The organism is Streptomyces sp. NPDC005803 (assembly GCF_040630435.1).
Classification (GTDB): Bacteria; Actinomycetota; Actinomycetes; order Streptomycetales; family Streptomycetaceae; genus Streptomyces.
This window is the reverse complement of the sequence record NZ_JBEXXO010000019.1, coordinates 172,447-198,230: the sequence shown is the minus strand read 5'-3', so window position 1 is coordinate 198,230 and position 25,784 is coordinate 172,447. Positions and strand designations below refer to the sequence as shown.

General features: G+C 71.7%; 17 protein-coding genes and 1 pseudogene. 6 read left to right on the top strand and 12 right to left on the bottom strand.

Annotated features, from left to right (window positions below):
* Positions 1-779, top strand: a 779-nt coding sequence (locus ABZ454_RS26105; RefSeq protein ID WP_359541358.1) for an HAD-IC family P-type ATPase, incomplete at its 5' end; no start/stop codon positions are given.
* Between the two features lie 529 nt (positions 780-1,308).
* Here ABZ454_RS26105 and ABZ454_RS26100 read toward each other — a convergent pair.
* Together ABZ454_RS26100 and ABZ454_RS26095 are read right to left on the bottom strand one after the other, a co-directional pair.
* Positions 1,309-2,607, bottom strand: a complete 1,299-nt coding sequence (locus ABZ454_RS26100; RefSeq protein ID WP_356324972.1) for a citrate synthase — start codon at positions 2,605-2,607, stop codon at positions 1,309-1,311.
* Positions 2,608-2,736: 129 nt separating this feature from the next.
* Complete coding sequence (locus ABZ454_RS26095) at positions 2,737-5,058, bottom strand: ATP-dependent RecD-like DNA helicase (protein ID WP_359541379.1); 2,322 nt, start codon at positions 5,056-5,058, stop codon at positions 2,737-2,739.
* Positions 5,059-5,166: 108 nt separating this feature from the next.
* On the opposite strand from ABZ454_RS26095, the gene ABZ454_RS26090 reads away from it, so the two are divergent.
* The gene (locus ABZ454_RS26090; RefSeq protein ID WP_359541355.1) at positions 5,167-5,919 is read left to right on the top strand and encodes a class I SAM-dependent methyltransferase; all 753 of its coding nucleotides are present in this window, start codon (positions 5,167-5,169) and stop codon (positions 5,917-5,919) included.
* Positions 5,920-6,146: 227 nt separating this feature from the next.
* Here the strand turns inward: ABZ454_RS26090 and ABZ454_RS26085 are convergent, their stop codons facing one another.
* From ABZ454_RS26085 to ABZ454_RS26075, 3 genes are read right to left on the bottom strand one after another with little or no spacing between them, the layout of a single operon-like run.
* Positions 6,147-6,974, bottom strand: a complete 828-nt coding sequence (locus ABZ454_RS26085) for a sugar phosphate isomerase/epimerase family protein (RefSeq protein ID WP_359541353.1) — start codon at positions 6,972-6,974, stop codon at positions 6,147-6,149.
* Positions 6,971-8,116, bottom strand: a complete 1,146-nt coding sequence (locus ABZ454_RS26080; protein ID WP_359541350.1) for a dihydrodipicolinate synthase family protein — start codon at positions 8,114-8,116, stop codon at positions 6,971-6,973. Before ABZ454_RS26080 ends, ABZ454_RS26085 begins: the two co-directional genes overlap by 4 nt.
* Positions 8,117-8,153: 37 nt before the next feature.
* Positions 8,154-9,305: a Gfo/Idh/MocA family oxidoreductase gene (locus tag ABZ454_RS26075; RefSeq protein ID WP_359541348.1), complete on the bottom strand. Its 1,152-nt coding sequence runs from the start codon at positions 9,303-9,305 to the stop codon at positions 8,154-8,156.
* 129 nt (positions 9,306-9,434) lie between these two features.
* Here ABZ454_RS26075 and ABZ454_RS26070 point away from each other — a divergent pair.
* Positions 9,435-10,496 (top strand): annotated as a pseudogene (locus tag ABZ454_RS26070) (LacI family DNA-binding transcriptional regulator); the annotation flags it as partial.
* 99 nt (positions 10,497-10,595) lie between these two features.
* Positions 10,596-11,384, top strand: coding sequence for a sugar phosphate isomerase/epimerase family protein (locus ABZ454_RS26065; protein ID WP_359541345.1), 789 nt, complete (start codon positions 10,596-10,598; stop codon positions 11,382-11,384).
* A gap of 21 nt (positions 11,385-11,405) precedes the next feature.
* Here the strand turns inward: ABZ454_RS26065 and ABZ454_RS26060 are convergent, their stop codons facing one another.
* Positions 11,406-12,299 carry an EamA family transporter gene (locus ABZ454_RS26060; RefSeq protein ID WP_359541343.1) on the bottom strand — a complete coding sequence of 298 codons (894 nt, stop codon included), beginning with the start codon at positions 12,297-12,299 and terminating at the stop codon, positions 11,406-11,408.
* A gap of 100 nt (positions 12,300-12,399) precedes the next feature.
* Between ABZ454_RS26060 and ABZ454_RS26055 the strand changes: the two genes are divergently transcribed.
* Positions 12,400-13,308, top strand: a complete 909-nt coding sequence (locus tag ABZ454_RS26055; protein WP_359541341.1) for a LysR substrate-binding domain-containing protein — start codon at positions 12,400-12,402, stop codon at positions 13,306-13,308.
* Positions 13,309-13,314: 6 nt separating this feature from the next.
* On the opposite strand, the gene ABZ454_RS26050 is transcribed toward ABZ454_RS26055, so the two are convergent.
* Entirely contained in the window at positions 13,315-14,439 is a 1,125-nt protein-coding gene (locus ABZ454_RS26050) for a hypothetical protein (RefSeq protein WP_359541339.1), read from the bottom strand.
* Between the two features lie 273 nt (positions 14,440-14,712).
* Here ABZ454_RS26050 and ABZ454_RS26045 point away from each other — a divergent pair, with 273 nt between their 5' ends.
* Positions 14,713-16,563 (top strand): glycoside hydrolase family 3 protein, encoded by a 1,851-nt coding sequence (locus tag ABZ454_RS26045; protein WP_359541337.1) that lies wholly within the window; start codon positions 14,713-14,715, stop codon positions 16,561-16,563.
* A 52-nt stretch (positions 16,564-16,615) separates the two neighbouring features.
* On the opposite strand, the gene ABZ454_RS26040 is transcribed toward ABZ454_RS26045, so the two are convergent.
* The 5 genes from ABZ454_RS26040 to ABZ454_RS26020 form a co-directional block, all read right to left on the bottom strand.
* A complete protein-coding gene (locus tag ABZ454_RS26040; RefSeq protein ID WP_356324940.1) occupies positions 16,616-18,091 on the bottom strand; it encodes a S28 family serine protease in 1,476 nt (491 codons plus the stop codon).
* A 98-nt stretch (positions 18,092-18,189) separates the two neighbouring features.
* On the bottom strand, positions 18,190-18,618 hold the full coding sequence (locus tag ABZ454_RS26035; protein WP_359541333.1) for a hypothetical protein: 429 nt from the start codon (positions 18,616-18,618) through the stop codon (positions 18,190-18,192).
* Positions 18,619-18,777: 159 nt separating this feature from the next.
* Positions 18,778-22,515: an ABC transporter ATP-binding protein gene (locus ABZ454_RS26030; protein ID WP_359541330.1), complete on the bottom strand. Its 3,738-nt coding sequence runs from the start codon at positions 22,513-22,515 to the stop codon at positions 18,778-18,780.
* 107 nt (positions 22,516-22,622) lie between these two features.
* Positions 22,623-23,612, bottom strand: coding sequence for a serine hydrolase (locus ABZ454_RS26025; RefSeq protein WP_359541328.1), 990 nt, complete (start codon positions 23,610-23,612; stop codon positions 22,623-22,625).
* Between the two features lie 434 nt (positions 23,613-24,046).
* Positions 24,047-25,732 carry a thiamine pyrophosphate-binding protein gene (locus tag ABZ454_RS26020; protein ID WP_359541326.1) on the bottom strand — a complete coding sequence of 562 codons (1,686 nt, stop codon included), beginning with the start codon at positions 25,730-25,732 and terminating at the stop codon, positions 24,047-24,049.
* Positions 25,733-25,784 lie beyond the last annotated feature (52 nt).

Here is a 25,784-nt window from a genome sequence, read left to right as displayed (position 1 = left end):
CCGGAGCCACCGACCGCACCACAGCCCCCCTCCCCACCCCCGACGACTTCACCAACCTCCCCGGCCTCGGCGTCCAGGGCGTCGTCGAGGGCCACACCGTCCTCGTGGGACGTCCCCGGCTGCTCACGGACGCCGGAATCGACATCCCCGGCGCGCTGGCCGCCGCGCTGGCGGAGGCGGCCGCCCAGGGCCGTACCGCGATCGCGGTCGCCTGGGACGGCGCGGCACGCGGTGCCATCGAAGTCGCCGACGCGGTCAAGGAGACCAGTGCGGCGGCGGTCTCCGACCTCCGCGCGCTCGGCCTGAGACCGATCCTGCTCACCGGCGACAACCGGGCGGTGGCGGAGTCGGTGGCCCGCGCGGTCGGGATCGACGAGGTCCGCGCCGAGGTGCTGCCCGAGGAGAAGGCGCACGTCATCGAGCGGTTGCAGAGCGAGGGGCGGTCGGTCGCCATGGTCGGGGACGGGGTCAACGACGCGGCGGCACTGGCCACCGCGGACCTCGGTCTGGCCATGGGGACGGGCACGGACGCCGCGATCGAGGCGAGCGATCTGACCCTCGTTCGTGGAGATCTCAAGGTGGCAGCCGATGCCATCCGGCTGTCCCGGCGCACCCTGGCCACCATCAGGGGCAACCTCTTCTGGGCATTCGGTTACAACGTTGCTGCTCTACCCCTTGCGGCATTTGGCCTGCTCAACCCTATGATTGCGGGAGCGGCAATGGCCTTCTCCTCGGTCTTCGTCGTGACGAACAGCCTGCGCCTGCGGTCCTTCACGTAATTTACACAAAGAGACTTAGATCACACCGGTTCAGGGGTAACCATTCGGTGGGTTCGCGAGTCTTAGAGTGCGATGCCAAAGGATGTCTTGGGGGACGTCCGACGGAGGGTCTTGGGGGACGCTCCGGGCAAGCGTTGGCCGGGGCACGTGCACCGGGGAGCTTTGAGCGGCCCTCCCGTTACGTACGTACCCCGGCGGACCGCAGGCGGCACGCGCAGGCGGTACGAGGAGAGGCGCAGGACCCAAGCAGTACCGAGGAACCCAGGAGCTTCGGCTCCCACCGAACGCCCGGCCGGATCCCGTGGGGGGAATCCGCTCCGGGATATGGGAAGCGCCTCGCTGTCGGCCCGTGGGGGGATCGACGGCGGGGCGCTTCTCGCTTTCGTACGGGAGCGCTCCCGCGCGGGTGGGGTCGTGCACGCTCCGGGCAAGCAAATCGCCCCGGACACCGCGCTCTGTGCGAAAGCGCGGCAGTCGGGGCGAAGGCGACCGGCCCGTGGGCCGGGGGTGGTGCGGGGGTGATCCGGGGTCAGCGGCCCTCGACCGGGACGAAGTCGCGCAGGACCTCGCCGGTGTAGATCTGGCGCGGGCGGCCGATGCGGGAACCCGGCTCCTTGATCATCTCGTGCCACTGGGCGATCCAGCCCGGCAGCCGGCCGATGGCGAAGAGCACGGTGAACATCTCGCTCGGGAAGCCCATGGCCCGGTAGATCAGACCGGTGTAGAAGTCCACGTTGGGGTAGAGGTTGCGCGAGACGAAGTACTCGTCGGAGAGCGCGTGCTCCTCCAGCTTGAGCGCGATGTCGAGCAGCTCGTCGGACTTGCCGAGCGAGGACAGGACGTCGTGGGCCGCGGCCTTGATGATCTTGGCGCGCGGGTCGAAGGACTTGTACACCCGGTGGCCGAAGCCCATCAGGCGGACGCCGTCCTCCTTGTTCTTCACCTTCTGGATGAAGCTGTCGACGTCGCCGCCGTTGGCCTGGATGCCCTCGAGCATCTCCAGCACCGACTGGTTGGCACCACCGTGCAGGGGACCCCACAGGGCCGAGATGCCGGCGGAGATCGAGGCGAACATGTTCGCCTGCGAGGAACCGACCAGACGCACGGTGGAGGTCGAGCAGTTCTGCTCGTGGTCCGCGTGCAGGATGAGCAGCTTCTCCAGCGCCGAGACGACGACCGGGTCCGGCACGTACTCCTGGGCGGGGACCGAGAAGGTCATACGCAGGAAGTTCTCGACGTAGCCGAGGTCGTTGCGCGGGTAGACGAACGGGTGACCGATCGACTTCTTGTACGCGTACGCCGCGATGGTCGGAAGCTTGGCCAGCAGCCGGATCGTCGAGAGGTGACGCTGCTCCTCGTCGAACGGGTTGTGGCTGTCCTGGTAGAACGTGGACAGCGCGCTGACGACCGAGGACAGCATGGCCATCGGGTGGGCGTCACGGGGGAAGCCGTCGAAGAACCGCTTGACGTCCTCGTGCAGCAGCGTGTGCTGGGTGATCTCGTTCTTGAAGGCCGACAGCTCGTCGACCTTCGGAAGCTCACCGTTGATGAGCGTGTACGCGACCTCAAGGAACGTCGACTGCTCGGCGAGCTGCTCGATCGGGTAGCCGCGGTACCGCAGGATGCCCTGCTCGCCATCCAGGTAGGTGATGGCCGATTTATAGGCAGCGGTGTTGCCGTATCCGCTGTCCAGCGTCACCAGGCCGGTGTTCGCCCGGAGCTTCCCGATGTCGAAGCCCTTGTCGCCGACGGTGCTGTCGATCACCGGGTAGGTGTACTCGTCATCGCCGTACCGCAGTACCACAGCGTTGTTGGTGTGCTCGCTCACGTCATCCCTCACCGACGTAGTGCCTCTTCTTCGAGGTTCCCTGACTGTCTCCACCCTCCCCCATTTGGCTCAGGAGAGTGCACTCGGGGTCGTCCATTGGACCTACTCGCGGCACTGAGTGCCGCGAACTTACTCATCCTGCCCCCTTGACTCCGGTTCCGGAAGGGCCGCGTGATGTTTCCCACCGTTTTGATCGATCATTTTTTCGGGGGATCCTCCCCCCGAGCCTCCTGACAACCGGTAATCGAGCGCCGTACAGCGTCTTCCCGCGGAAACCGTGCGGACCGCCTGGCCGATCGCCTGGCGCGAGCCGACCAGCACGACGAGCTTCTTGGCCCTCGTCACGGCCGTGTACAGCAGGTTTCGCTGGAGCATCATCCAGGCGCTCTTCGTCACGGGGATGACGACGGCCGGGTACTCGCTGCCCTGGGACCGATGGATCGTCATGGCGTACGCGTGGGACAGCTCGTCGAGCTCGTCGAAGTCGTAGGAGATCTCCTCGTCCTCGTCCGTCAGCACGCTCAGCTTCTGTTCGTCCAGGTCGAGAGCGGTGACGACACCGACGGTCCCGTTGAAGACACCGTTCTCCCCCTTGTCGTAGTTGTTGCGGATCTGGGTGACCTTGTCGCCGACGCGGAACACCCGGCCGCCGAACCGCTTCTCGGGCAGACCGGGGCGTCCCGGGGTGATCGCCTGCTGGAGCAGCCCGTTGAGATGACCGGCCCCGGCCGGGCCGCGGTGCATCGGGGCGAGCACCTGCACGTCCCGGCGCGGATTCAGCCCGAACTTGGCCGGGATGCGACGGGCCGCCACGTCCACCGCGAGCACCCCGGCGTCCTCCGTCTCGTCCTCCACGAAGAGGAAGAAGTCGCTGAGCCCCTGGGTGAGGGGCGGTACGCCGGAGTTGATCCGGTGGGCGTTGGTGACGACGCCGGACTGCTGGGCCTGGCGGAAGATGGTGGTCAGCCGGACCGCGGGGACGGGCCCGCCGTCGGCGAGCAGGTCCCGCAGCACCTCCCCCGCACCGACCGAGGGCAGCTGGTCCACATCGCCGACCAGCAGGAGATGGGCCCCGGGCGCCACGGCCTTGACCAGCTTGTTGGCGAGCAGCAGGTCGAGCATGGACGCCTCGTCCACGACGACGAGATCGGCGTCCAGCGGACGGTCCCGGTCGTACGCGGCGTCGCCGCCCGGCTTGAGTTCCAGCAGCCGGTGCACGGTGGAGGCCTCGGCTCCGGTCAGCTCGGCGAGCCGCTTCGCCGCCCGCCCGGTGGGCGCGGCCAGCACGACTTTCGCCTTCTTCGCCCGGGCCAGCTCCACGATCGACCGCACGGTGAACGACTTGCCGCAGCCGGGCCCCCCGGTCAGCACGGCCACCTTCCGGCTGAGCGCGAGCCGCACGGCGGCCTCCTGCTCGGGCGCCAGCTTCGCCCCCGTACGCCCGGCGAGCCACTTCAGCGCCGCGTCCCAGTCCACGTCGCGGAAGGCCGGCATCCGCTCCTCGGGGGTCCGCAGCAGCCGCCGCACCTGCGCGGCGAGGGCGATCTCGGCCCGGTGGAAGGGCACCAGATAGACGGCCGTGACCGGCTCACCGCCCTCGGGCGAGGGCACCTTCTCCCGTACGACGCCCTCCGGCTCCGCGGCCAGCCCGGCCAGGCACTCGATGACGAGCCCGGTGTCGACCTGAAGGAGCTTGACCGCGTCCGCGATGAGCCGCTCCTCGGGCAGGAAGCAGTGCCCCTGATCGCTGGACTGCGACAGGGCGTACTGCAACCCCGCCTTGACCCGCTCCGGGCTGTCGTGCGGAATGCCGACGGCCTGGGCGATCCGGTCCGCGGTGAGGAAGCCGATGCCCCAGACGTCGGCGGCCAGCCGGTAGGGCTGGTTCTTCACGACGGAGATCGAGGCGTCCTCGTACTTCTTGTAGATGCGGACGGCGATGGACGTCGAGACGCCGACGCTCTGGAGGAAGACCATGACCTCCTTGATCGCCTTCTGCTCCTCCCAGGCGGCGGCGATCATCTTCGTCCGCTTCGGCCCGAGCCCGGGGACCTCGACGAGCCGTTTCGGCTGCTGCTCGATGATGTCGAGGGTGTCCACGCCGAAGTGGGTGGTGATCCGGTCGGCCATGACGGGACCGATGCCCTTGATCAGCCCGGAGCCGAGGTAGCGGCGGATGCCCTGGATCGTGGCGGGGAGGATGGTCGTGTAGTTCTCGACGGTGAACTGCTTGCCGTACTGCGCGTGGGAGCTCCAGCGCCCCTCCATCCGCAGCGACTCCCCGGGCTGCGCGCCGAGCAGCGACCCGACGACGGTGAGCAGGTCGTTGCTCCCCCGCCCGGTGTCCACGCGCGCGACGGTGTAACCGTTCTCCTCGTTGGCGTACGTGATGCGCTCGAGTACGCCTTCCAGGACGGCCATGTTCGGCGTGGACGACGTCGTGGAGGACATGGTGGACATGCCCGTGACGGTACCGGGCGGGGCTGACAACCGGTGGGCCGCTGCGGTGCCCCCGAATCCGGTGGCGGGTCCTGTCCGCGTCCGCATACCTTCGCCCCCATGACGGACGCGTGCTTCCAGGACCCGCGGCTGGCCGCGCTGTACGACGCGCTGGAGCCGGACCGTGGTGATCTCGACGCCTACCTCCGGATGGCCGAGGAGTTCGGCGCGCGGCGCGTGCTGGACATCGGTTGCGGGACCGGGGTATTGGCGTTGCTGCTGGCCGGGCGTGGGGTGGATGTCGTCGGCGTCGACCCCGCCCGGGCCTCCGTCGAGGTGGCTCGGGCCAAACCAGGGGGCGAGCGGGTCCGGTGGGTCGACGGGGACTGCGCCGCGGTGCTGCCGCTCCAGGCGGATCTCGCGACCATGACGGCGAACGTGGCCCAGGCGATCGTCGATGCGCGGGAATGGCGGACGACTCTCCGGGCGGCGTACGGGGCCCTGCGGCCCGGGGGACGCCTGGTGTTCGAGACCCGTGTCCCGGCGAGGCGGGCCTGGGAGGAGTGGACGCGAGAGGCGTCGTACAGCGTGACGGAGGTCCCGGGGTCCGGCGCGGTCGAGAGCTGGGTCGACGTGGTGGAGGTGGACGGGCCGCTGGTGTCGTTCCGCTGGACCTACGCGTTCGCGGTGGACGGGCAGGTGCTCACGTCGGATTCGACGGTGCGTTTCCGCGAGCGGCAGGAGGTCGAGAGGGACCTGACCGCGCGGGGTTTCGTGGTGGAGGACGTACGCGACGCACCTGACAGGCCGGGCCTGGAGTTCGTCTTCGTCGCACGGCGCCCTTCGCCCGGACGCTCCGCATCCACCGCCTGAACGCCGGATGCTCCGCCCGGGCGGCTTCCCGGGTACGGCGAAACGGGGCCCGGTCTCTCGACCGGACCCCCCTCGCTGTCCCCCTCGGCCGTGGCTTCCCCATCCCCCCGGATACCCCCCGGAAGCGTCCGGCGAAGAGATGACCCGTCAGGGTGCCCAGGGGTTGCACGTCTTGGCCATCTCTTTGCCTCGGCGGCCGGCAGCCCGGTGAGGGCCTGGTCACCGGCTCAGCAGGCGTGCTCCGCGTACCGGGCGGCGACCTCGGCCAGGACCTCGGCGCCGTCACGCGCCCACAGGTCCTCGTTGAAGATCTCCACCTCGACGGGGCCGTCGAAGCCGGTGGCCTCGACCGCCGTCCGGAAGGCGCGGAAGTCCACGCTGCCGTCGCCCAGTTGACCCCGGCCCAGCAGGACGCCCGCCGGGAGGGGGGTGATCCAGTCGGCGAGCTGGAAGGAGTGGATGCGGCCGGCCGCGCCCGCGCGGGCGATCTGGGCGGGCGCCTGGTCGTCCCACCACAGGTGGTACGTGTCGACGACCACGCCGACCTGGTCGGCCGGGAAGCGTTCCGCGATGTCCAGGGCCTGGGACAGGGTGGAGACCACGCAGCGGTCCGAGGCGAACATCGGGTGCAGCGGTTCGATGGCCAGGCGCACACCGCGTTCGGCCGCGTACGGGGCCAGTTCGGCCAGCGCGTCCGCGATGCGCTCGCGGGCGCCGTACAGGTCCTTGCTGCCCTTGGGGAGGCCGCCCGAGACCAGGACCAGCGTGTCCGTGGACAGGCCCGCCGCCTCGTCGAGGGCCGCGCGGTTGTCGTCCAGGGCGCGGGCCCGCTCGGCCGCATCGAGCGCGGTGAGGAAGCCGCCCCGGCAGAGGCTGGTGACGGACAGGCCCGCGTCGGAGAGGAGGCGGGCCGTGGCCTCGACGCCGTACTCCTGGACGGGGGCCCGCCACAGGCCGACCTTGTCGATGCCCGCCTTCACGCAGCCCTCGGCGAGTTCGGGCAGCGACCACTGCTTGATGGTCTCCTGGTTGATGGAGAGACGGCCGTCACTCATCGGGGGCCTCCGTTGACCGTGAGCAGCGCGCGCATCCGGGACTCGGCCAGGTCCGGGTCGGGGAACAGGCCGAGGCGGTCCGCGAGTTCGTACGCCTTCGCCAGGTGCGGCAGGGAGCGGGCCGACTGCAGGCCGCCCACCATCGTGAAGTGGTCCTGGTGGCCCCCCAGCCAGGCGAGGAACACCACGCCCGTCTTGTAGTAGCGGGTGGGCGCCTGGAAGAGGTGGCGGGACAACTCGACGGTCGGGTCGAGCAGTTCGCGGAACCCCTTGGTGTCGCCCGTGTCGAGGACCCGTACCGCGTGCGCGGCCAGCGGGCCGAGGGGGTCGAAGATGCCGAGCAGCGCGTGGCTGAAGCCGCGGTCGTCGCCGGCGATCAGCTCGGGGTAGTTGAAGTCGTCCCCCGTGTAGCAGCGGACCCCGGAGGGCAGCCGGCGGCGGACGTCGGTCTCGCGCTCCGCGTCGAGCAGGGACATCTTGATGCCGTCGACCTTGTCGGGGTGTTCGGCGATGACCTGGAGGAAGGTGTCGGTGGCCTCGTCCAGGTCGGTGGAGCCCCAGTAGCCGTCCAGGGCCGGGTCGAACATCGGGCCCAGCCAGTGCAGCACGACCGGTTCGGTGGCCTGGCGCAGCAGGTGCGCGTACGTCTCCAGGTAGTCCTGCGGGCTCTTCGCCGCGGCGGCGAGGGCGCGGGAGGCCATCAGGATGGCCTGGGCGCCGCTCTCCTCGACGAGGGCGAGCTGTTCCTCGTACGCGGACCGCACCTCGGCGAGGGTGGCCGGGCCGGCGGGGAGCTGGTCGGTGCCGACGCCGCAGGCGATGCGGCCGCCCACGGTCTTGGCCTCGGCGGCCGAGCGGCGGATCAGCTCGGCGGCTCCTGCCCAGTCCAGGCCCATGCCGCGCTGGGCGGTGTCCATGGCCTCGGCGACGCCCAGGCCGTGCGACCAGAGGTGGCGGCGGAAGGCGAGGGTGGCGTCCCAGTCGACGGCGGCCGGGGAGTCGGGGCTGATGTCGGCGTACGGGTCGGCGACGACGTGGGCGGCGGAGAAGACCGTGCGGGAGGCCAGGGGCGCTCCGCCGGGCGCGAGGTCGAGCGGGGTGGTGCGGGGCTCGTACGGTCCCTGCGGGAGGTGGATGGTCATGGGGTCCGCTCCGGTGCGACGGGGGTGGGGCGCGGCATCACAGGCTCAGCTCCGGGACGTCGAAGCGGCGGCCTTCGGCGGAGGACTTGAGGCCGAGCTCGGCGAGCTGGACGCCGCGGGCGCCGGCCATCAGGTCCCAGGTGTAGGGCTCGTCGAGCACGATGTGGCGGAGGAACAGCTCCCACTGCGCCTTGAAGCCGTTGTCGAAGACCGCGTTGTCCGGGACCTCCTGCCACTGGTCGCGGAAGGACTCGGTGACCGGGAGGTCGGGGTTCCAGACCGGCTTCGGGGTGGCCGAGCGGTGCTGGACGCGGCAGTTGCGCAGACCCGCGACGGCGGAGCCGTGGGTGCCGTCGACCTGGAACTCGACGAGTTCGTCGCGGTTGACGCGGACCGTCCAGGAGGAGTTGATCTGGGCGACCGCGCCGCCCTCCAGCTGGAAGATGCCGTACGCGGCGTCGTCCGCGGTCGCGGCGTACGGCTTTCCTTGCTCGTCCCAGCGCTCGGGGATGTGCGTCTGGACGTGCGCCTGGACGGTGGTGACCCGGCCGAACAGCTCGTGGAGCACGTACTCCCAGTGCGGGAACATGTCGACGACGATGCCGCCGCCGTCCTCCGCGCGGTAGTTCCACGAGGGGCGCTGCGCCTCCTGCCAGTCCCCCTCGAAGACCCAGTAGCCGAACTCGCCGCGTACGGAGAGGATCTCGCCGAAGAAGCCGCCGTCGATGAGGCGCTTCAGCTTCATGAGCCCCGGCAGGAAGATCTTGTCCTGGACGACGCCGTGCTTGATGCCGGCGTCCCGGGCGAGGCGGGCGAGGTCGAGGGCGCCCTCGACGTCGGTGGCGGTGGGCTTCTCGGTGTAGATGTGCTTGCCCGCCGCGATGGCCTTCTTGATCGCCTCGACGCGGGCCGAGGTGACCTGGGCGTCGAAGTAGATGTCGATGGTGTCGTCGGCGAGGACCGCGTCCAGGTCGGTCGACCACTCGGTCAGGCCGTGCTGCTCGGCGAGTGACTCCAGCGCGTGGGCACGGCGGCCGACGAGGACCGGCTCGGGCCACAGCACGTCACCGTCGCCGAGGTCGAGGCCGCCCTGCTCGCGGATCGCGAGGACCGAGCGCACCAGGTGCTGCCGGTATCCCATGCGACCCGTGACGCCGTTCATGGCGATGCGCACTGTCCTGCGTGTCACGAAGTTCCTCCATACAGCCGTAGCAAGCGCTTTCTATGCGGTATGACGCTAGCCTGCCGACAGCGGCCTGGACAAGAGGGGGCGCGCTGATTGGTCTTCTCCCCCCTCATCACTCCTCGGAGGAATGCGATGACAGTCACCCTGGCGGACGTGGCGGCTCGCGCCCGGGTGTCCCCGGCCACCGTCTCCCGCGTGCTGAACGGCAACTACCCGGTGGCGGCGTCCACTCGGGAGCGGGTCCTGCGTGCGGTGGACGACCTGGACTACGTGCTCAACGGGCCCGCGAGCTCGCTCGCGGCGGCCACGTCCGACCTGATCGGGATCCTGGTCAACGACATCGCCGACCCGTTCTTCGGGATCATGGCGGGCGCGGCCCAGACGGAGATCGGCGGTCCGGGCGACGGCTCCGGCCGGGCGGGCGGCGAGAAGCTCGCGATCGTCTGCAACACCGGCGGCTCCCCGGAACGCGAGCTCACCTACCTGACCCTCCTCCAGCGCCAGCGCGCCGCCGCCGTCGTCCTCACCGGGGGCGCGGTCGAGGACCCGGCCCACCAGGCCGCGATGTCCGCGAAGCTGGCGAGACTCGCGGACGCCGGGACCCGGGTGGTGCTGTGCGGGCGCCCCCCGCTGCCCGACAACACCTCCGTGCTGGCCGCGCTGGCCTTCGACAACCGCGGCGGCGGCCGGCGCCTCACCGAGCACCTGCTCTCGCTGGGCCACCGCGACATCGGCTACGTCGCGGGCCCGGTGGAGCGGACCACCACCCGGCACCGGCTGGAGGGCCACCGCGACGCGATGAAGGCCGTGGGGCTCGTGGGCGACGAGGAGCGGCTCACCGTGCACGGCTCCTACGACCGCCGCTCCGGCTACGACGCCACGCTCGAACTCCTGCGCCGCGAACCGGAGATCACGGCCGTCGTCGCGGCCAACGACACGGTCGCCCTGGGCGCCGCCGCGGCGATCCGTGACCGCGGCCTGCGCATCCCCGAGGACATCTCGGTGGCCGGTTTCGACGACCTGCCGTTCTCGGTGGACGCGGTCCCGGCCCTGACGACCGTACGGCTGCCGCTCGTCGAGGCGGGGGCCCGGGCGGGCCGGCTGGCGACGGGCAAGGAGGCCCCGCCGCCCGGCGGCATCGCGACGATCGCCGCGGACCTGATGGTGCGCGGCTCGACGGCAGCGCCCCGGGGTGAATCGGCCCAGGTCCGGGTAGGCGGCGGACGTGCCCCGGGCCGACGCCGCGCCGGCCCCTCGTAAGCTGCGGCACGTACCGAAGGAAGGGACACGCACGTGAAGCTCGCTTTCTCCACCCTCGGGGTGCCGGGGCTGTCGGTATCCGAGGTCGTCCGGCTGGCCTCCGAGCACGGCTATCAGGGGGTGGAGCTGCGCGCCCACCCCGAGGAGCCGGTGCACCCCGGGCTGTCGAAGTCCGAGCGGGCCGGGGTGGCCGACGAGTTCAAGCGGGGCGGCGTCGAGATCCTGACCGCGGCCGGTTACGTGCGGACCGCCGCCGAGGGGGACGACCAGCCCGTGCTGGACGAGCTCGCCGGGCTGATCGAGCTGGCCCGCGACCTGGGCGCGCCCCACGTCCGGGTCTTCCCCGGCGGCGGCGACCAGGACCCCGCCACGGCCGACGCGACCGCCGCCCGCAGGCTGGCCGCCGTTGCCCCGTACGCCGCCGACATGGGCGTGCGCGTCCTGCTGGAGACCCACGACTCGCACCGCGCGGGGGTCGACGTGGCCCGGGTGGCCGGCACGGTGGGGCACGGGAGCATCGGCGCGCTGTGGGACGTCATGCACACCTGGCTGGCGGGCGAGGAGCCGGTGGCGAGCCATGCGGTGCTGGCCCCGCACCTGGGCTACGTCCAGGTGAAGGACATCGTCTCGGCCGAGGACACCACGCCCGTGGCCCTGGGCGCGGGCGTGCTGCCCCTGCGGGCCTGCCTGGACACGCTGGACGCGGACACCTGGGTGTGCTGGGAGTACGAGAAGCGCTGGTACCCGCAGGCGGCTGAACTGCCGGGAATGCTGAGCGCGGGGCGCGAGCACCTGCTGCGGCTGGGCGCGCCGAAGCAGTAGGGCGGCCCGGGAGCCGGCCCCTCAGACCGGGGCCGGCTCGGGGGCGGGCACGCGGGCCCGCCGCGCCCCCGCGAACGAGGTCAGCGCCACCCCGCCCACCAGCAGCGCCGCCGCGCACCACCGCAGCGGACTCACCGACTCGTCGAGCAGCAGCGCGGCCGAGGACATCCCGAAGACCGGCACGAGCAGCGTGAACGGGGCGACGGACGAGGCCTGGTAGCGGCTCAGCAGGAAGCCCCAGGCCCCGAAGCCGAAGATCGTGACGACCCAGGCGACGTACACGATGATTCCGGCGCCGCTCCAGTCGAGCGCGGCGAGCGCCTCCCGGTCGCGGTCCCAGCCCTCGAAGAGCAGGGAGAGGCCGAGGAGCGGCAGGACGGGCACGGTCGAGACCCACACCATGAAGTTCAGGGAGTCGGGCGGGGCAGCCCTGCGGGTCAGGACGTTCGACACGCCCCAGCAGGCCGCCGCCGCGATCACCAGGACGAAGGCGAGCACGGGCCCGCTCGCCCCCTCGTCGACGGCGGCCACGCCGATTCCGGCGAGCGCCACCGCCATCCCCAGCAGCCGTACCCTGCCCGGCCGTTCACCGAGCACGAGCGCGGCGAGGAGCGCGGTGAAGACCGCCTGCACCTGGAGGACCAGGGAGGAGAGTCCGGCGCCCATCCCCCGGTCCATGCCGATGAAGAGCAGCCCGAACTTGGCCACTCCCAGGGCCAGCCCGACCCCTGCGATCCACTTCCAGGCGACCTTGGGCGGCCCGACGAAGAAGACGGCGGGCAACGCCGCGACCAGGAAGCGGAGGGCGGAGAAGAGCAGCGGCGGGAAGTGGTCGAGCCCGAGCTCGATGACGACGAAGTTGACACCCCAGAGAGCGGCCACCAGGACGGCCAGGGCGATGTGGAGGGGACGCATGCACCGAGGATCGCGTGCGCGGACCATGTAGCACCAGCGCGGATTCCTTCATGGTGGAATTGAGCGTTGCTAATGAATCGACGGGACCTCGGAGGCTCCGGTGCTCGATCTCGCCCGGCTGCGCGCCCTGCACGCCATCTCCGTCCACGGTTCCGTCGCGCGTGCGGCGGCCGCGCTCGGCTACACCCCTTCGGCGGTCTCGCAGCAGATCACCAAACTGGAGCGGGAGACCCGCACGACGCTGCTGGAGCGTCGCGGCCGCGGTGTCGCGCTGACCGAGGAGGCGGTCCGGCTGGCCGCCACCGCCCAGGAGTTGCTGGCGATCGTGGAGCGCGCCGAGACCTCGCTGGAGGAGCGCCGGGGGCTGCCGACGGGGCGGCTGTCGATCGGCGCGTTCGCGTCGGCGGCGCGCGGGCTGCTGCCCGGGGTGCTGGCGGAGCTGGACCGCGAGCACCCGGACCTGGACGTGAGGCTGACCGAGGTCGATCCGCACCTCTCGGTGGACCTGGTGGCCAAGGGCGTGATCGACCTGGCCGTCGCGCACGACTGGGACATCGCCCCGCTGCCGGCTCCGGAGGGCGTGGCGCAGGCGGTGATCGGGGACGACCGGTGCGATCTGCTGGTGCCCGCCGGCCACCGGCTGGCGGGACGGGACGGGGTGCGGCGCGAGGAGCTGGCGCGGGAGCGGTGGATCTGCCAGCCGCCGGGGACGGTCTGCCACGACTGGCTCGTACGCACGCTGCGCACGGCGGGGTACGAGCCGGACATCCGCCACCAGGCCGAGGAGAACCACACCCAACTGGCCCTGCTCGCCGCCGGTCTCGGGGTCGCGATGATCCCGCGACTGGGACGCGGGCCGCTGCCGGACGGGGTCGTGGCGGTGCGGATCGATCCCGTGCCGGTGCGGCGGCTGTACGCGCTGTGGCGTACGGACGCGGCGCGGCGGCCGGCGATCACGGCGGCGGTCTCGGCCCTTCAGGCCCACGGGGCGGGCGCGGGGCTGCGGTGACGTCCCTCAGTTCCCTCCCGACTCCTTGAGGCGATCAAGCGCGGCCACGCTGCGCGGGGCGATGTCCGTGGAGAGGTCCAGGAAGCGCCCGGCGTCCTCGGCGGCGAATCCGCGGAGCACGTACTGCTCCGCGAGGTCCACACCCCAGGGAGCGAAGTCGGCCGGCTCCCTCCTCGCTGCGCAGAGCCAGGAGAACATCTGACCGGCGAGCCACGCGCCGATGCGCGTCGTCCACCGCCCGGCGAAGTCGCCGTAGGTTTCCAGGCCCATGCGTTCAGCCTCACGGCGCACTTCGGCCATACGCTCCCGGGTGACGGTCCGCGGGTGCGGCACGATGTCCCGCACCAGGGTTCTCACGTCGATCCAGCCGGGCCTCTCCTCCGGTTCCTCGTCCCCCGCTCCCACCATCTCGGGCGGTGGCTCGGATACAGCCGGCCGCCGGGCCGGGAGGAGCGCTTCCAGGGCGGCGCGGACAGCGGCGACGCTCTCCCGGTTCATCTCGGTCCGGGGCGGCCACCGGCCGTCCATTCCCCAGGCATCGGCCAGGCTGCGTACCGCCGGTGGCAGCAGAGGTGTCTCGCCCTCCTGGGGCTGTCGGCCCAGCGCGTGGTTGCGCGGCTTGCGCAGCACCATGAGCCATGCGCGGACAATCTGCCGGTCGCCACGGTCCAGCGTGTCATCGACCACGAGCCGTAGCAGCGCCGCCTCACCGTGCGGTGCGCCGAGTTCGTACAACAAGCGCGCCCCAGGGAGGGCCGGCAAGCCCGCCCTCACCCAACGTTCAGCCAGGTCGGCGGCCTGCGCGGGTTCCCGCAACCCGGTCTTTTCCCGTCGCTCCCCCAGGGTTTCCAGCAGATGCCGCAGCGCGGAAGCCCGGCGTTCCCGGTCACGCTCCTGCGCGAAGAGCTCTTGCTGCGCCTGAGTCAGCGGCGCATGCGGTTCAGGGACCTCGGTGCTCCGGTACTGCTCCCACAGCTCGTCCGTCCAGTGGTCCGGTCTGACGCGCAGCACATGCTGTTCGGCCTCCGCGCGCTCGTACAGGTCCCACAACTCGTCCGTCCACTCGGCCGGCGGCGGCTCGTACGCGTCGAGCGCCGCCGCCAAGGCCTCCAGATCCGACCGCTCACTCATGACTCCGCCGCCTCGCCTCACTCCGCCGCCTCGCCTCACGAAAATCACGAGTATTCCATCGCCGTCCCGGGACCCTTCGACTCGCCGGTCAGCGGTCGGCTCCCCCGCCCCGAGCGCACCCCGTCCACCCCCTCCGCCCCGGACCGGTTTCGGGTCGGGGGCGCGCTCAAAACGGTCCGCACCCTTGACCGGAAGTTATTTTCTGGATATCCGTGATCCTTGGAAGTTTCTTTCACCACCCCCTCGTCACCGAGTACGGCCGAAGGAGCTCACGTGCACGACCGCACCTCCAGACGCACCCTCCTCACCGCCACCGCGGCCACCGCTGTCGCGGCGGCCGCGGGCATGGCAGTCGCCCCCGGCGCCGTCGCCGCCCAGACGTCCGCACGCAGCAGCCACACCTCCGCCGCCACCACGCAGCGGCTGAAGCGGCTCATCTCCCGGATGAGCCTGGAGGAGAAGGTCGGCCAGCTCTTCGTCATGCGGGTCTACGGGCACTCCGCGACCGACCCCGACCAGGCGGACATCGACGCCAACCTCGCCGAGATCGGGGTGCGCACCGCCGCCGAGATGATCGCCAAGTACCACGTGGGCGGCATCATCTACTTCGCCTGGGCGCACAACACCCGTGACCCGCACCAGATCGCCGATCTCTCCAACGGCATCCAGCGGGCCGGTCTGGCGGGGCCCTCACGCCTGCCGCTCCTCATCTCCACCGACCAGGAGCACGGCATCGTCTGCCGGGTGGGCGAGCCGGCCACCCTGATGCCGGGTGCGATGGCGCTGGGCGCGGGCGGTTCGCGGTCCGACGCGCGCCGGGCGGGGCAGATCGCGGGCGCCGAACTGGCCGCGATCGGCATCCGCCAGAACTACGCCCCCGACGCGGACGTCAACGTCAACCCGGCCAACCCGGTGATCGGCGTCCGCTCCTTCGGCTCGGACCCGCAGTCCGTGGCCGGGATGGTCGCCGCCCAGGTGAAGGGGTACCAGAGCTCCGGCATCGCCTCCACGGCCAAGCACTTCCCCGGTCACGGGGACACCAGCACCGACAGCCACACCGGGCTCCCGGTGATCAACCACACCCGCGCGCAGTGGGCCGAGCTGGACGAGCCGCCGTTCCGGGCGGCGATCGCCGCGGGCATCGACTCGATCATGACGGCGCACATCGTGGTGCCGGCGCTCGACCCGGCGGAGGACCCGGCGACCCTGTCCAAGCCCATCCTCACCGGCATCCTGCGCGAGGAGCTCGGCTACGACGGCGTCGTGGTCACCGACTCGCTCGGCATGGAGGGCGTGCGGACGAAGTACGGCGACGAGCGGGTGCCGGTGCTGGCGCTGCAGGCGGGCGTCGACCAGTTGCTCAACCCGCCGAGCCTGGCGGTGTCCTGGAACGCCCTCCTGGCGGCCGTCAAGAGCGGTGAGGTCAGCGAGGCGCGGCTCGACGAATCGATCCTGCGCATCCTGCGGCTGAAGACGAAGCTGGGGCTGTTCGACGATCCGTTCGTCAGCCACCGCGGGGTGGACCGCACCGTCGGCACCCGCTCGCACCTCGCCGCCGCCGACCGGATCGCCGAGCACACCACGACGCTGCTGGACAACCCCGGCGCCCTGCTGCCGCTGTCGCGGCGCTCGCACAAGAACCTGCTCGTGGTGGGGGCCGACCCGGCCTCCCCGTCCGGTACGACGGGGCCGCCGACGACCACGCTGGCCGAGGCGTTCGACGAGCTGGGGTACGCGGCCACGGCCCTGTCCACCGGCACCGCCCCGACCCGGGCCGCCATCGACGCGGCGGTGGCGGCGGCGCGGGGCAAGGACGCGGTGATCGTGGGGACGTACAACGTCTCGGCGACCAGTTCGCAGCGGACCCTGGTGAGCGAGCTGGCGGCGACCGGGGTCCCGGTGATCACGGTCGCGATCCGCAACCCGTACGACATCGCCCGGCTGGCCGGGACCGGATACGCGGCGAGCCTGGCCTCGTACTCGTGGACCGATGTCGAACTGCGGGCGGCCGCCCGGGTGATCGCGGGCCGGGCCGCACCGGAGGGGAAGCTTCCGGTGCCGGTGCAGCGTGCGGACGATCCCTCGCAGGTGCTGTACCCGGTGGGCTACGGGCTGACGTACTAGAGGTTCCCGCACCGGCGGCCGGCCTGACGGCGGCCGCCGGTGCGGGGTTCCGCTACGGGCGCCTGGTGCCGAGCCGGTGCTCGGTCGTCAGGTCCTTCTTGTCGAGCCGCGCGTCGAACTGCGCGAGCGGCTTCGCCTTCGCCGGGTCCGCCTGGACGGCGGCGGGGGCGACGCCCGCCCAGCGCAGGATGGCCGCGGTGGCCGTGGCGTTCTCGGCCGGCGCCAGACCGGCGACGTTCGAGCCGTGGTTGCCGCCGGGCACCGTGAAGACGTAGCTGTCACGGGCGCCCGCGCCGAGCCGGAAGCGCTCGGCGCCCCACGGGTCGTTCTGCCCGTACACGTACAGCATGTGGTGGGCGTGGTGCTTCACCCAGGTGTCGACGTCGCGCATCACCGAGGGCTGGAACCTCATCGGGATGGAGCTCGGGACGAAGTTGCGCGGCGGCTGGTAGCCGTAGCGGCTGAGGTCGCCGAGCCAGGGCTGCGCGATGTCGGGCGAGCCGAGCTGGGTGCCCGCCTGGTAGTAGTACGGCGTGTAGTTCGCCAGCCCCTGGTCCGCGTAGGCGGAGAAGCCGGAGATCGAGTCGACCGAGTCCCAGATCGCCTGGTCGGTGGCGTTCTTGGCGTCGGCCGGGATCGAGTCGCAGTCGGCGAGCAGGCTGTACTGCCAGTACGCCCAGACGTAGTCCATGACCACGGCCTCGTAGGCCTTGTCCAGGGTGCCGACGGTGGTGAAGGTGTAGCCGTTGTCCGCGGCGTACCGCGCGTACTTCTCCTCCAGCGGCTCCCGGCGGACCAGCGCCTCGCGCTGCACGCCCTCCAGCCGGTCGCGGCACTCCTCGGTGCCGACGTTCGCGAAGAAGCGGTCGTACGCCGAGTCCTCCTTGTTCACCACGTCGTTGGGCGCGACGTAGGCGACGACCCCGTCCATGTCGTTCGGGTAGAAGCGCTCGAAGTACGTGGCGGTCATGCCGCCCTTGGAACCGCCGGTGGTCAGCCAGTTCTTGGAGTAGATCCGCTTCAGCGCGGTGAAGACCCGGTGCTGGTCACTGGCGGCCTGCCAGATGTCGAGCTTGGACCAGTCGGCGGGCGACGGTCGCGACGGGGTGAAGAACCGGTACTCCAGCGAGACCTGGTTGCCGTCGACGATCCGGGTCGGCTCCGAGCGGCTGGGGTTGGTGGAGACGTTGTAGCCGCTGGTGTAGAAGACCGTCGGGCGCGAGGTGTCCTTGTGCAGCAGGGTGATGCGCTGCTGGAACGTGCCCTTGGACGGGTGCCGGTGGTCGACCGGCTGGGTGTATTCGAGTACGAAGTAGCGGTATCCCGCGTAGGGCTTCTCCTGTATCAGACTCATTCCCGGGATGGCCAGGATGCGGTCCTTGATGTCCGTGCTCGTACCGCTGTCGCTGACGGCGGACCGGACCGCGGCCGGTTCAGCGGCGGTGGCCGCTCCGGCCGAAGCACCCGTCGCACTCACTGTGCCGATGAGCACCGCGAGCGACAGGAACCCTCTGAGCGCCTTACGCATGCACCCTCCCCATGATTCACAACAGACGTCGTGAACCTAGCGGGGCGGTACCCGTACCACCAGACCCTGTGGGCCGGGCGTTCGTGCGCCTCACCCGGTCAGCACAGGATCCAGCTCGTGGTGCCGGTCCTCCCGGCGACGGTGCCGGAGGCCCGGACGCAGCGGTTCAGCGCGTGGACGGTCACCGGTCCGGCCTGCTGGGTGAAGCTGCCGGTGTCCACGACGGGGCGGCCGCCGCGGGGCTGGATCTGTACGGACATCCGGCGGCGCTTGCCGGGCGCCTTCGCGACGGCGGTGGCGCAGGCGTAGGCGCGGGTCCGGTAGACGCGCAGCTCGCCCGTCGCGAACCTGACCGTCTTCGCGGGCCGCCCGGCACACACCGAGGCGGCGTCGGCGCTGCTCGCCTCCACGCCGCCGACGACGAGGCCGAGGGCGGTCGTCAGCGCGAGGGCGAGCAGGCGGAACGCGACCCCGCGACCTGTGCGCCCGCCATGTCCTTCGGTCCCTCTGGTCACCAGCAGCCCCATCGCCTCATCGAACGTCCGTACCCCTGTCGGATGTCTGGACGCACACACGTGTACGTGCCTACGACGCCGGAGGCCATCCAGAGGTTGCACCCGACGCGCTCCGCGTTCCGTACGGCGGGCGCCGGCGAGGCGCGGAGGCGGCCCCGCACCCGGTCCGTTTCAGACCCCGGCGGGCTCGTCCTCCCCTATGAAGGTGCGCCACAGCACCGCGTAGTGCCCGTCGCGGGCGAGGAGTTCGTCGTGGGTGCCGTCCTCGACGACCCGGCCGTGGTCCATCACCACGACCCGGTCGGCGCGGGCGGCGGTGGTGAGGCGGTGGGCGACGACGAGGGTGGTGCGCCGGCCCGCGAGGCGGTCGGTCGCCTGGTTGACCAGGGCCTCGCTGGCGAGGTCCAGGGACGCGGTGGCCTCGTCGAGCAGGAGGATGTCCGGGTCGACGAGTTCGGCGCGGGCGAGCGCGATCAGCTGGCGCTGGCCGGCCGAGAGGTTGCGGCCCCGTTCGGCGACCTCGTGGAGGTAGCCGCCCTCCAGGGTGGCGATCATGTCGTGCGCGCCGACCGCCCGGGCCGCGGCCTCCACCTCGGCGTCGGTGGCCTCCGGCCGCCCGTACGCGATGGCGTCGCGCACCGTGCCCGCGAACAGGTAGGCCTCCTGCGGCACGACCCCGAGCCGGTGCCGGTACGCGGTGAGGCCGAGGCTGCGCAGGTCGGTGCCGTCCGCCGTGATCCGGCCGCCCGTCGGGTCGTAGAAGCGGGCGACGAGTTTGACGAGGGTGGACTTGCCCGCCCCGGTCTCGCCGACGAACGCGACCGTCTGCCCGGCCGGGATGCGCAGGTCGACGCCGGTGAGCGCCGCCTCCTCGCCGCCGTACGCGAAGGACACGTCCTCGAAGGCGATGTCGCCGCGCAGCGACGGCACGTCCAGCGCTTGGTCCTGGTCGGCGGTGGACGTCGGCTCCTGGAGGAGTTCCTGGATGCGGCCGAGGGAGACGGTGGCCTGCTGGTAGCCGTCGAAGACCTGCGAGAGCTGCTGCACGGGCGCGAAGAACAGGTCGATGTAGAGCAGGTAGGCCACCAGCGCGCCCGTGGTGAGCGTGCCGTCGTCGACCCGGCCGGCGCCGACGATCAGTACGGCCGCCGCGGCCACCGACGACAGGAGCTGCACGAACGGGAAGTACACCGAGATCAGCCACTGGCCGCGGACCCGGGCCTCGCGGTAGTGGTCGCTGCGCGCGGCGAACCGGTCGGCGCCGTCGCGTTCGCGGCGGAAGGCCTGCACGATCCGCAGGCCGGAGACGGACTCCTGGAGGTCGGCGTTGACGACGCTGATGCGCTCACGGGCGAGCTCGTACGCCTTGACGCTTCTGCGGCGGAAGAAGATCGTGCCGACGACGAGCAGCGGCAGCGTCGCGAAGACGACCAGGGCCAGCTCCACGTCGAGGACCAGCAGCGCGACCATGATGCCGAAGAACGTGACGACGGAGACGAAGGCCGTGACCAGACCGGTCTGGAGGAACGTGGACAGGGCGTCCACGTCCGTCGTCATCCGGGTCATGATCCGGCCGGTCAGTTCCCGCTCGTAGTAGTCCAGGCCGAGGCGCTGGAGCTGCGCGAAGATCTTCAGCCGCAGCGAGTAGAGCACCCGCTCGCCGGTGCGGCCGGTCATCCGGGTCTCGCCGATCTGGGCCGCCCACTGGACGAGGACGACGACGAGGCCGAAGGCGGAGGCCGCCCAGACCGCGCCGAGTGCCATCTGGGTGACACCGTCGTCGATGCCGTTCCTGATCAGCACGGGCAGCAGCAGGCCCGCCCCGGCGTCCACGGCCACCAGCACCAGGCTGACCAGCAGCGGAAGACCGAAACCGCGCAGCAGCCGGCGGAGCCCGTAGGACTCCTCGGCGTGCACGGCGCGGGCCTCGTCGACGTCCGGGGTGTCGGTCGCCGGGGGCAGGGCTTCGACCTGGGCGAGGAGCTCGGGGGTGGCGGGCGTGCCGGCCGCGTCGGTCTCGCGCGCCTCCTCCTTGCGGACCCACAGCTCGGGGGTGATGCCGCGCTCGGCGTCGAACTCGGCGTCGATCTCCTCCTGGAGCGCGCGGTCGTCGGCGGGGTCCGGGACGGTGGCCGCGAGATGGCCGGGCGAGGTGCCGCCCAGCTCGTCCGGGTCCGTGAGCAGGCGCCGGTAGAGCGCGGAGCGGCGCTCCAGTTCCTCGTGGGTGCCGATGTCGGCGAGCCGGCCGTCCTCAAGGACGGCGATCCGGTCGGCGAGGTTGAGGGTGGAGCGGCGGTGGGCGATCAGCAGGGTGGTGCGGCCGGCCATGACCTGGCGCAGCGCCTCGTGGATCTCGTGCTCGACGCGGGCGTCGACGGCGGAGGTGGCGTCGTCGAGGAGCAGCAGCCGGGGGTCGGTGAGGATGGCGCGGGCGAGCGCGACGCGCTGGCGCTGGCCGCCGGAGAGGGTGAGCCCGTGCTCGCCGACCTTGGTGTCGTAGCCGTCGGGCAGTTCGGTGATGAACCGGTCGGCCTGGGCGGAGCGGGCGGCCTGCTCGATCTGGTCGTCGGTGGCGCCGGGATGGCCGTAGGCGATGTTGGCGCGGATGGTGTCGGAGAACAGGAAGCTGTCCTCCGGTACGAGTCCGATGGCGGCCCGCAGCGAGTCGAGGGTCAGTTCGCGGACGTCGTGTCCGCCGACCAGGACGGCGCCGTGCGTGACGTCGTAGAACCTCGGCAGCAGCAGGGAGACGGTGGACTTGCCGCTGCCGGACGCGCCGACGACGGCGACGGTCTCGCCGGGTTCGATGGTCAGCGAGAAGCCGTCGAGGACGGGGCGCTTCTCGTCGTAGCCGAACCGCACGTCGTCGAACTCGACGCTGGCGGGGGCGTCGGCGGGGAGTTCCTTGGTGCCGTCCTGGAGGGACGGTTCGGTGTCGATCAGTTCCAGTACGCGCTCCACCCCGGCGCGGGCCTGCTGCCCCACGGTGAGGACCATGGCGAGCATCCGGACCGGGCCGACGAGCTGGGCGAGGTAGGTGGAGAACGCGACGAAGGTGCCCAGGGTGATCTCGCCGCGGGTGGCGAGCCAGCCGCCGAGGGCCAGCATCGCGACCTGGCCGAGGGCGGGGACGGCCTGGAGGGCGGGGGTGTAGCGGGAGTTCAGCCGGATGGTGCGCAGCCGGCCGGCGAAGAGCTTCCGCCCGACCACGCGCAGCTTGCCGGTCTCCTGGTCCTCCTGTCCGAACCCCTTGACGACGCGGACGCCCGAGACGGCCCCGTCGACGACTCCGGCGACGGCCGCGGCCTGCGACTGGGCGTACCAGGTGGCCGGGAAGAGGCGGGTGCGGGAGCGGCGGGCGATGAACCAGAGGGCGGGGGCGACGGCGACGGCCACGAGGGTCAGCAGCGGCGACAGCCACGCCATGATCACCAGGGAGATGAGGAAGAGCAGGATGTTCCCGATGGTCATCGGGAGCATGAACAGCAGGCCCTGGATCAGCTGGAGGTCGCTGGTGGCGCGGCCGACGACCTGCCCGGTGGAGAGCTCGTCCTGGCGTCTGCCGTCGAGGCGGGTGATCGTCCCGTACATCTCGGTCCGCAGGTCGTGCTGGACGTCCAGCGCGAGCCGGCCGCCGTAGTAGCGGCGGATGTAGGTGGAGACGTACACGAGCGCGGCCGCGACGATCAGCAGACCGGTCCAGACGGCCAGGGACCGGGTGTGGTCGACGACCACGTCGTCGATGATCACCTTGGTGACCAGCGGGACGAGGGCCATCACCGCCATTCCCGCGAGCGACGAGCCGAGCGCCAGCAGCACGTTGCGCCGGTAGCGCCAGGCGTAGCCGCACAGCCGCCGTGCCCAGCCGCGCGACTGTCCGCCGCTCCCTTGCTCCCCTGCGTCCGACACGCGGTGCCTCCCGATCGACCTGCCCTACCGGAAGGCACCAACGCGGTGTGCTGCGGATTTCATCCCGCCGCAACAAATACGGGACCTGGGACGTAGGACCTGTCGGTCTAGCGCGGGGTCACGGTGAGCATCCGGCCGGCCGGCGCCTCGGGCACCGGCGGGAGCGCTTCCTGCAGCACGGGGACGGGGGCGTCCGCCCGGTGCGCGGTGCGGGCGGCCAACTCGTGCATGGTGCGCGGGGGCGCCAGGTTCAGGTCCTTGTGCACGGCCTTGGCGACGGCCTGGATGGTGTTGACGCCGTCCGTCATCGTCTTGTTGTCCTGGGTGAGCACCGTGAGCACGTAGTCGTGGCCCTTCCCCGTGAAGGCGCCGATGCTGTGCACCCGCCAGCCGTGGGTGGCGCGCTGCAGCCAGCCGTTCTTGACCTGGACGGTGACGGAGGCCGGGGCCCCGGCGGGTGTGCCCCAGCGCTGCGAGGAGACGACCTTGCGCATCAGGCCGAGCTCGTAGGAGCGGGCACTGTCGGTGAGCACGGAGTTCTTCGCGGTGAGCAGTGTCAGCAGCCGCTGCTCGTCCTGCGCGGTGATCTGCGTCAGCCCCCAGTACCCGCCGGCCCCGGGAACGGTGTGGGTCATCCCGGCCGCCTTGAGGAACGCGCTGACCTTGGTGGCGCCGAGCTGCTTCCACAGGGCGGTGGTCGCGTCGTTGTCGGACCTGGTGATCATCGCGGTGCTGAGGTCGGTCTCGCGCGAGGTGAGGTGGCGGCCCTGCTTGGCGTTGTCCCAGAGCAGCGTGGCCAGCACGGTGGCCTTCACGACGCTCGCGGAGTCGTACTGCGAGGTGGCCCGGAGTGTGCACGTGGTCTTCGTGGTCCGGTCGTACAGTGCCACGGCGGTGGTCGAGGCGCGCCCCTTGAGGGCGGCGGTGATGTCCTTCGACAGCTTCGCGGCGAGCCCGGCCCTGCCGGAGGTGCAGCTCGCCGTCGACGTGGCGGCCGCGGCGGGCGCCGCTCCGACCGCCACGGGTGCGAGCACGCCGACGGCGAGCGTGGCGGAGAGCGCGCCGCGGACGCGTCGCGATATGCGGGGTGTAGTCATGTGTGCGGGTTTCCGTCCCCTGAGTGTTCAGCGGGCGTGCCCCCCGGCGCGCCCACTGAGTTGACTCCCCACCGCCCGAAAAGTTGTACGCGGCGGGAGCCCGGCGTTCACCGGCACGCTGAAGGACCACCTGACCGGGCGGTGACCTCCCTCATGCACGCGCACCATCGGCGCAAGGGCCCGGAGGCGGCGGCCGTCTTCCGGTCCCTGCCCGAACTGCTGCCCCGGACCGGGGAGTTACCGGGGAGTTGCCGGGCAGCCGGGGCTTCGCGCAGCAGGACGAGTTCAGCCAGGGGTGGCATGCGCGGGTGCAGGCGCTGAAGGCCTCCCCCGCTGAAGGGCCCCGCGCCCGGGAGGACCGTGGCCCGGGCGCGGTGGGGGGACAGGGGCGTGTCGCGCGAGGAGCGCCTCCCGGCCGGCGGGGGTCTCCCGCCCTAGAGGTGCGTCGGCTCGAACATCCGGAGCAGCGCCGGGAGTACGACGACCGAGGGGCCGGGCTGCGCGAGGGCCTCGGCCAGGTCGGCGGCGAGCGTTTCGGGGCTGGTGCGGACCGCGGGGACGCCGAAGGACTCGGCGAGGGCGACGAAGTCCGGGCGGGACAGTTCCGTCGCGGTGGACGCGCCGAAGGCGTCGGTCATGTACTCGCGCAGGATGCCGTAACCGCCGTCGTCGACGATCAGCCAGGTCACCGGGAGGCCGTACTGGCGGGCGGTGGCGAGTTCCGCGATCGAGTACATCGCGCCGCCGTCGCCGGAGACCGCGAGGACCGGCTTCGTCCCGTCGGCGGCGGCCGCGCCGACGGCCGCCGGGAAGGCGTAGCCGAGGCCGCCCGCGCCCTGGGCGGAGTGCATGGTGTTGGGGCGGCGGGCGTCGAAGGCGGCCCAGGCCCAGTAGGCGAGGATCGTCATGTCCCAGAAGCTGGGGGACGTGTCGGGCAGGGCTGTGCGGATCTCGGTGAGGAGGTGCTGTTCCAGGGTGCGTTCCTGGGCGGCGATCCGGTCCCGTACCCGGCCGAGCACCGCCGTGACGCGCTCGGCGGCGGCGGGGTCCTCGCGCGCGGTGACCGCTTCGAGCAGGTCGGCCAGTGCGTCGCGGGCGTCGGCGTGGATACCGAGGGCCGGATGGTTGGACTCCAGCTTCCCGGCGTCGGCCTCGATCTGCACGACCCGGCCGCGCGGGGCGAACGTGTGGTAGTTCGAGGAGAGTTCACCGAGGCCGGAGCCGACGACGAGCAGGACGTCGGCGTCCTCGAGGAAGTCCGTCATGTGCCGGTCCTCCATCCAGGACTGGAGCGAGAGCCGGTGCTCCCACGGGAAGGCTCCCTTGCCGCCGTAGGTGGTGACGACGGGGGCGGTGACCTTCTCCGCGAGCGCCCGCAGTTTGCCGGACGCGTCGGAACGCACGACTCCGCCGCCCGCGATGATCGCCGGACGCTCCGCGTTCGACAGCAGGTGGGCGGCGACCGCGATGAGTTCCGGGCGGGCGTGCACCTCGCGCGGCGTGGCGTCCATCGCCGTGACGACCGGAAGCGTCGTCGGTGCGGTCAGCACGTCCTGCGGGATCTCGACCCAGACCGGGCCGTGCGGGGCGGTGAGCGCGGACTCCCAGGCGGCGGCGATCGCGGAAGGGATCTGCGAGGCGGTGCGGACGGTGTGCACGGACTTCACGATGTCGCGGAACGACGCCTGCTGGTCGCGCAGTTCGTGCAGGTAGCCGTGGCGTCCGCCGCCCAGGCCCGCGGCCGGGACCTGACTGGCGATGGCCAGCACGGGTGCGGAGGCGGCCGCCGCCTCCTGGAGCGCGGCGAGCGAGGTGAGCGCGCCCGGTCCGGTGGACAGGAGCAGCGGGGCGACCTCGCCGGTGACGCGTCCGTAGGCGTCGGCGGCGAAGCCCGCGTTGTTCTCGACGCGCAGCCCGACGTAGCCGAGGGACGAACGGCGCAGCGCGTCGAAGATCCCCAGGGCGTGCTGCCCCGGCAGGCCGAAGACGGTGGCCGCGCCGAGGCCTTGGAGGGTCTCGACGACGAGGTCGCCGCCGTTGCGTCCGGGCGGGGGGTCCAGGGCGGCGGCGACCTGCGCGGGGGTGAGCTCGGGCCGCTCGTCGTGATGGTCGTGGCTCATGGCGTCCGGGCCTCCGCGTCGTCGTGCTGGGCGTCGCTCACTGCTTCCGGGC

Bases quoted from the DNA above. Each gene is read 5' to 3' on its own strand.
- ABZ454_RS26095 (WP_359541379.1), bottom strand. From the start codon at position 5,058: ATGTCCTCCACGACGTCGTCCACGCCGAACATGGCCGTCCTGGAAGGC.
- ABZ454_RS26090 (WP_359541355.1), top strand. From the start codon at position 5,167: ATGACGGACGCGTGCTTCCAGGACCCGCGGCTGGCCGCGCTGTACGAC.
- ABZ454_RS26085 (WP_359541353.1), bottom strand. From the start codon at position 6,974: ATGAGTGACGGCCGTCTCTCCATCAACCAGGAGACCATCAAGCAGTGG.
- ABZ454_RS26080 (WP_359541350.1), bottom strand. From the start codon at position 8,116: ATGACCATCCACCTCCCGCAGGGACCGTACGAGCCCCGCACCACCCCG.
- ABZ454_RS26060 (WP_359541343.1), bottom strand. From the start codon at position 12,299: ATGCGTCCCCTCCACATCGCCCTGGCCGTCCTGGTGGCCGCTCTCTGG.
- ABZ454_RS26050 (WP_359541339.1), bottom strand. From the start codon at position 14,439: ATGAGTGAGCGGTCGGATCTGGAGGCCTTGGCGGCGGCGCTCGACGCG.
- ABZ454_RS26040 (WP_356324940.1), bottom strand. From the start codon at position 18,091: ATGCGTAAGGCGCTCAGAGGGTTCCTGTCGCTCGCGGTGCTCATCGGC.
- ABZ454_RS26035 (WP_359541333.1), bottom strand. From the start codon at position 18,618: ATGGGGCTGCTGGTGACCAGAGGGACCGAAGGACATGGCGGGCGCACA.
- ABZ454_RS26025 (WP_359541328.1), bottom strand. From the start codon at position 23,612: ATGACTACACCCCGCATATCGCGACGCGTCCGCGGCGCGCTCTCCGCC.
- ABZ454_RS26020 (WP_359541326.1), bottom strand. From the start codon at position 25,732: ATGAGCCACGACCATCACGACGAGCGGCCCGAGCTCACCCCCGCGCAG.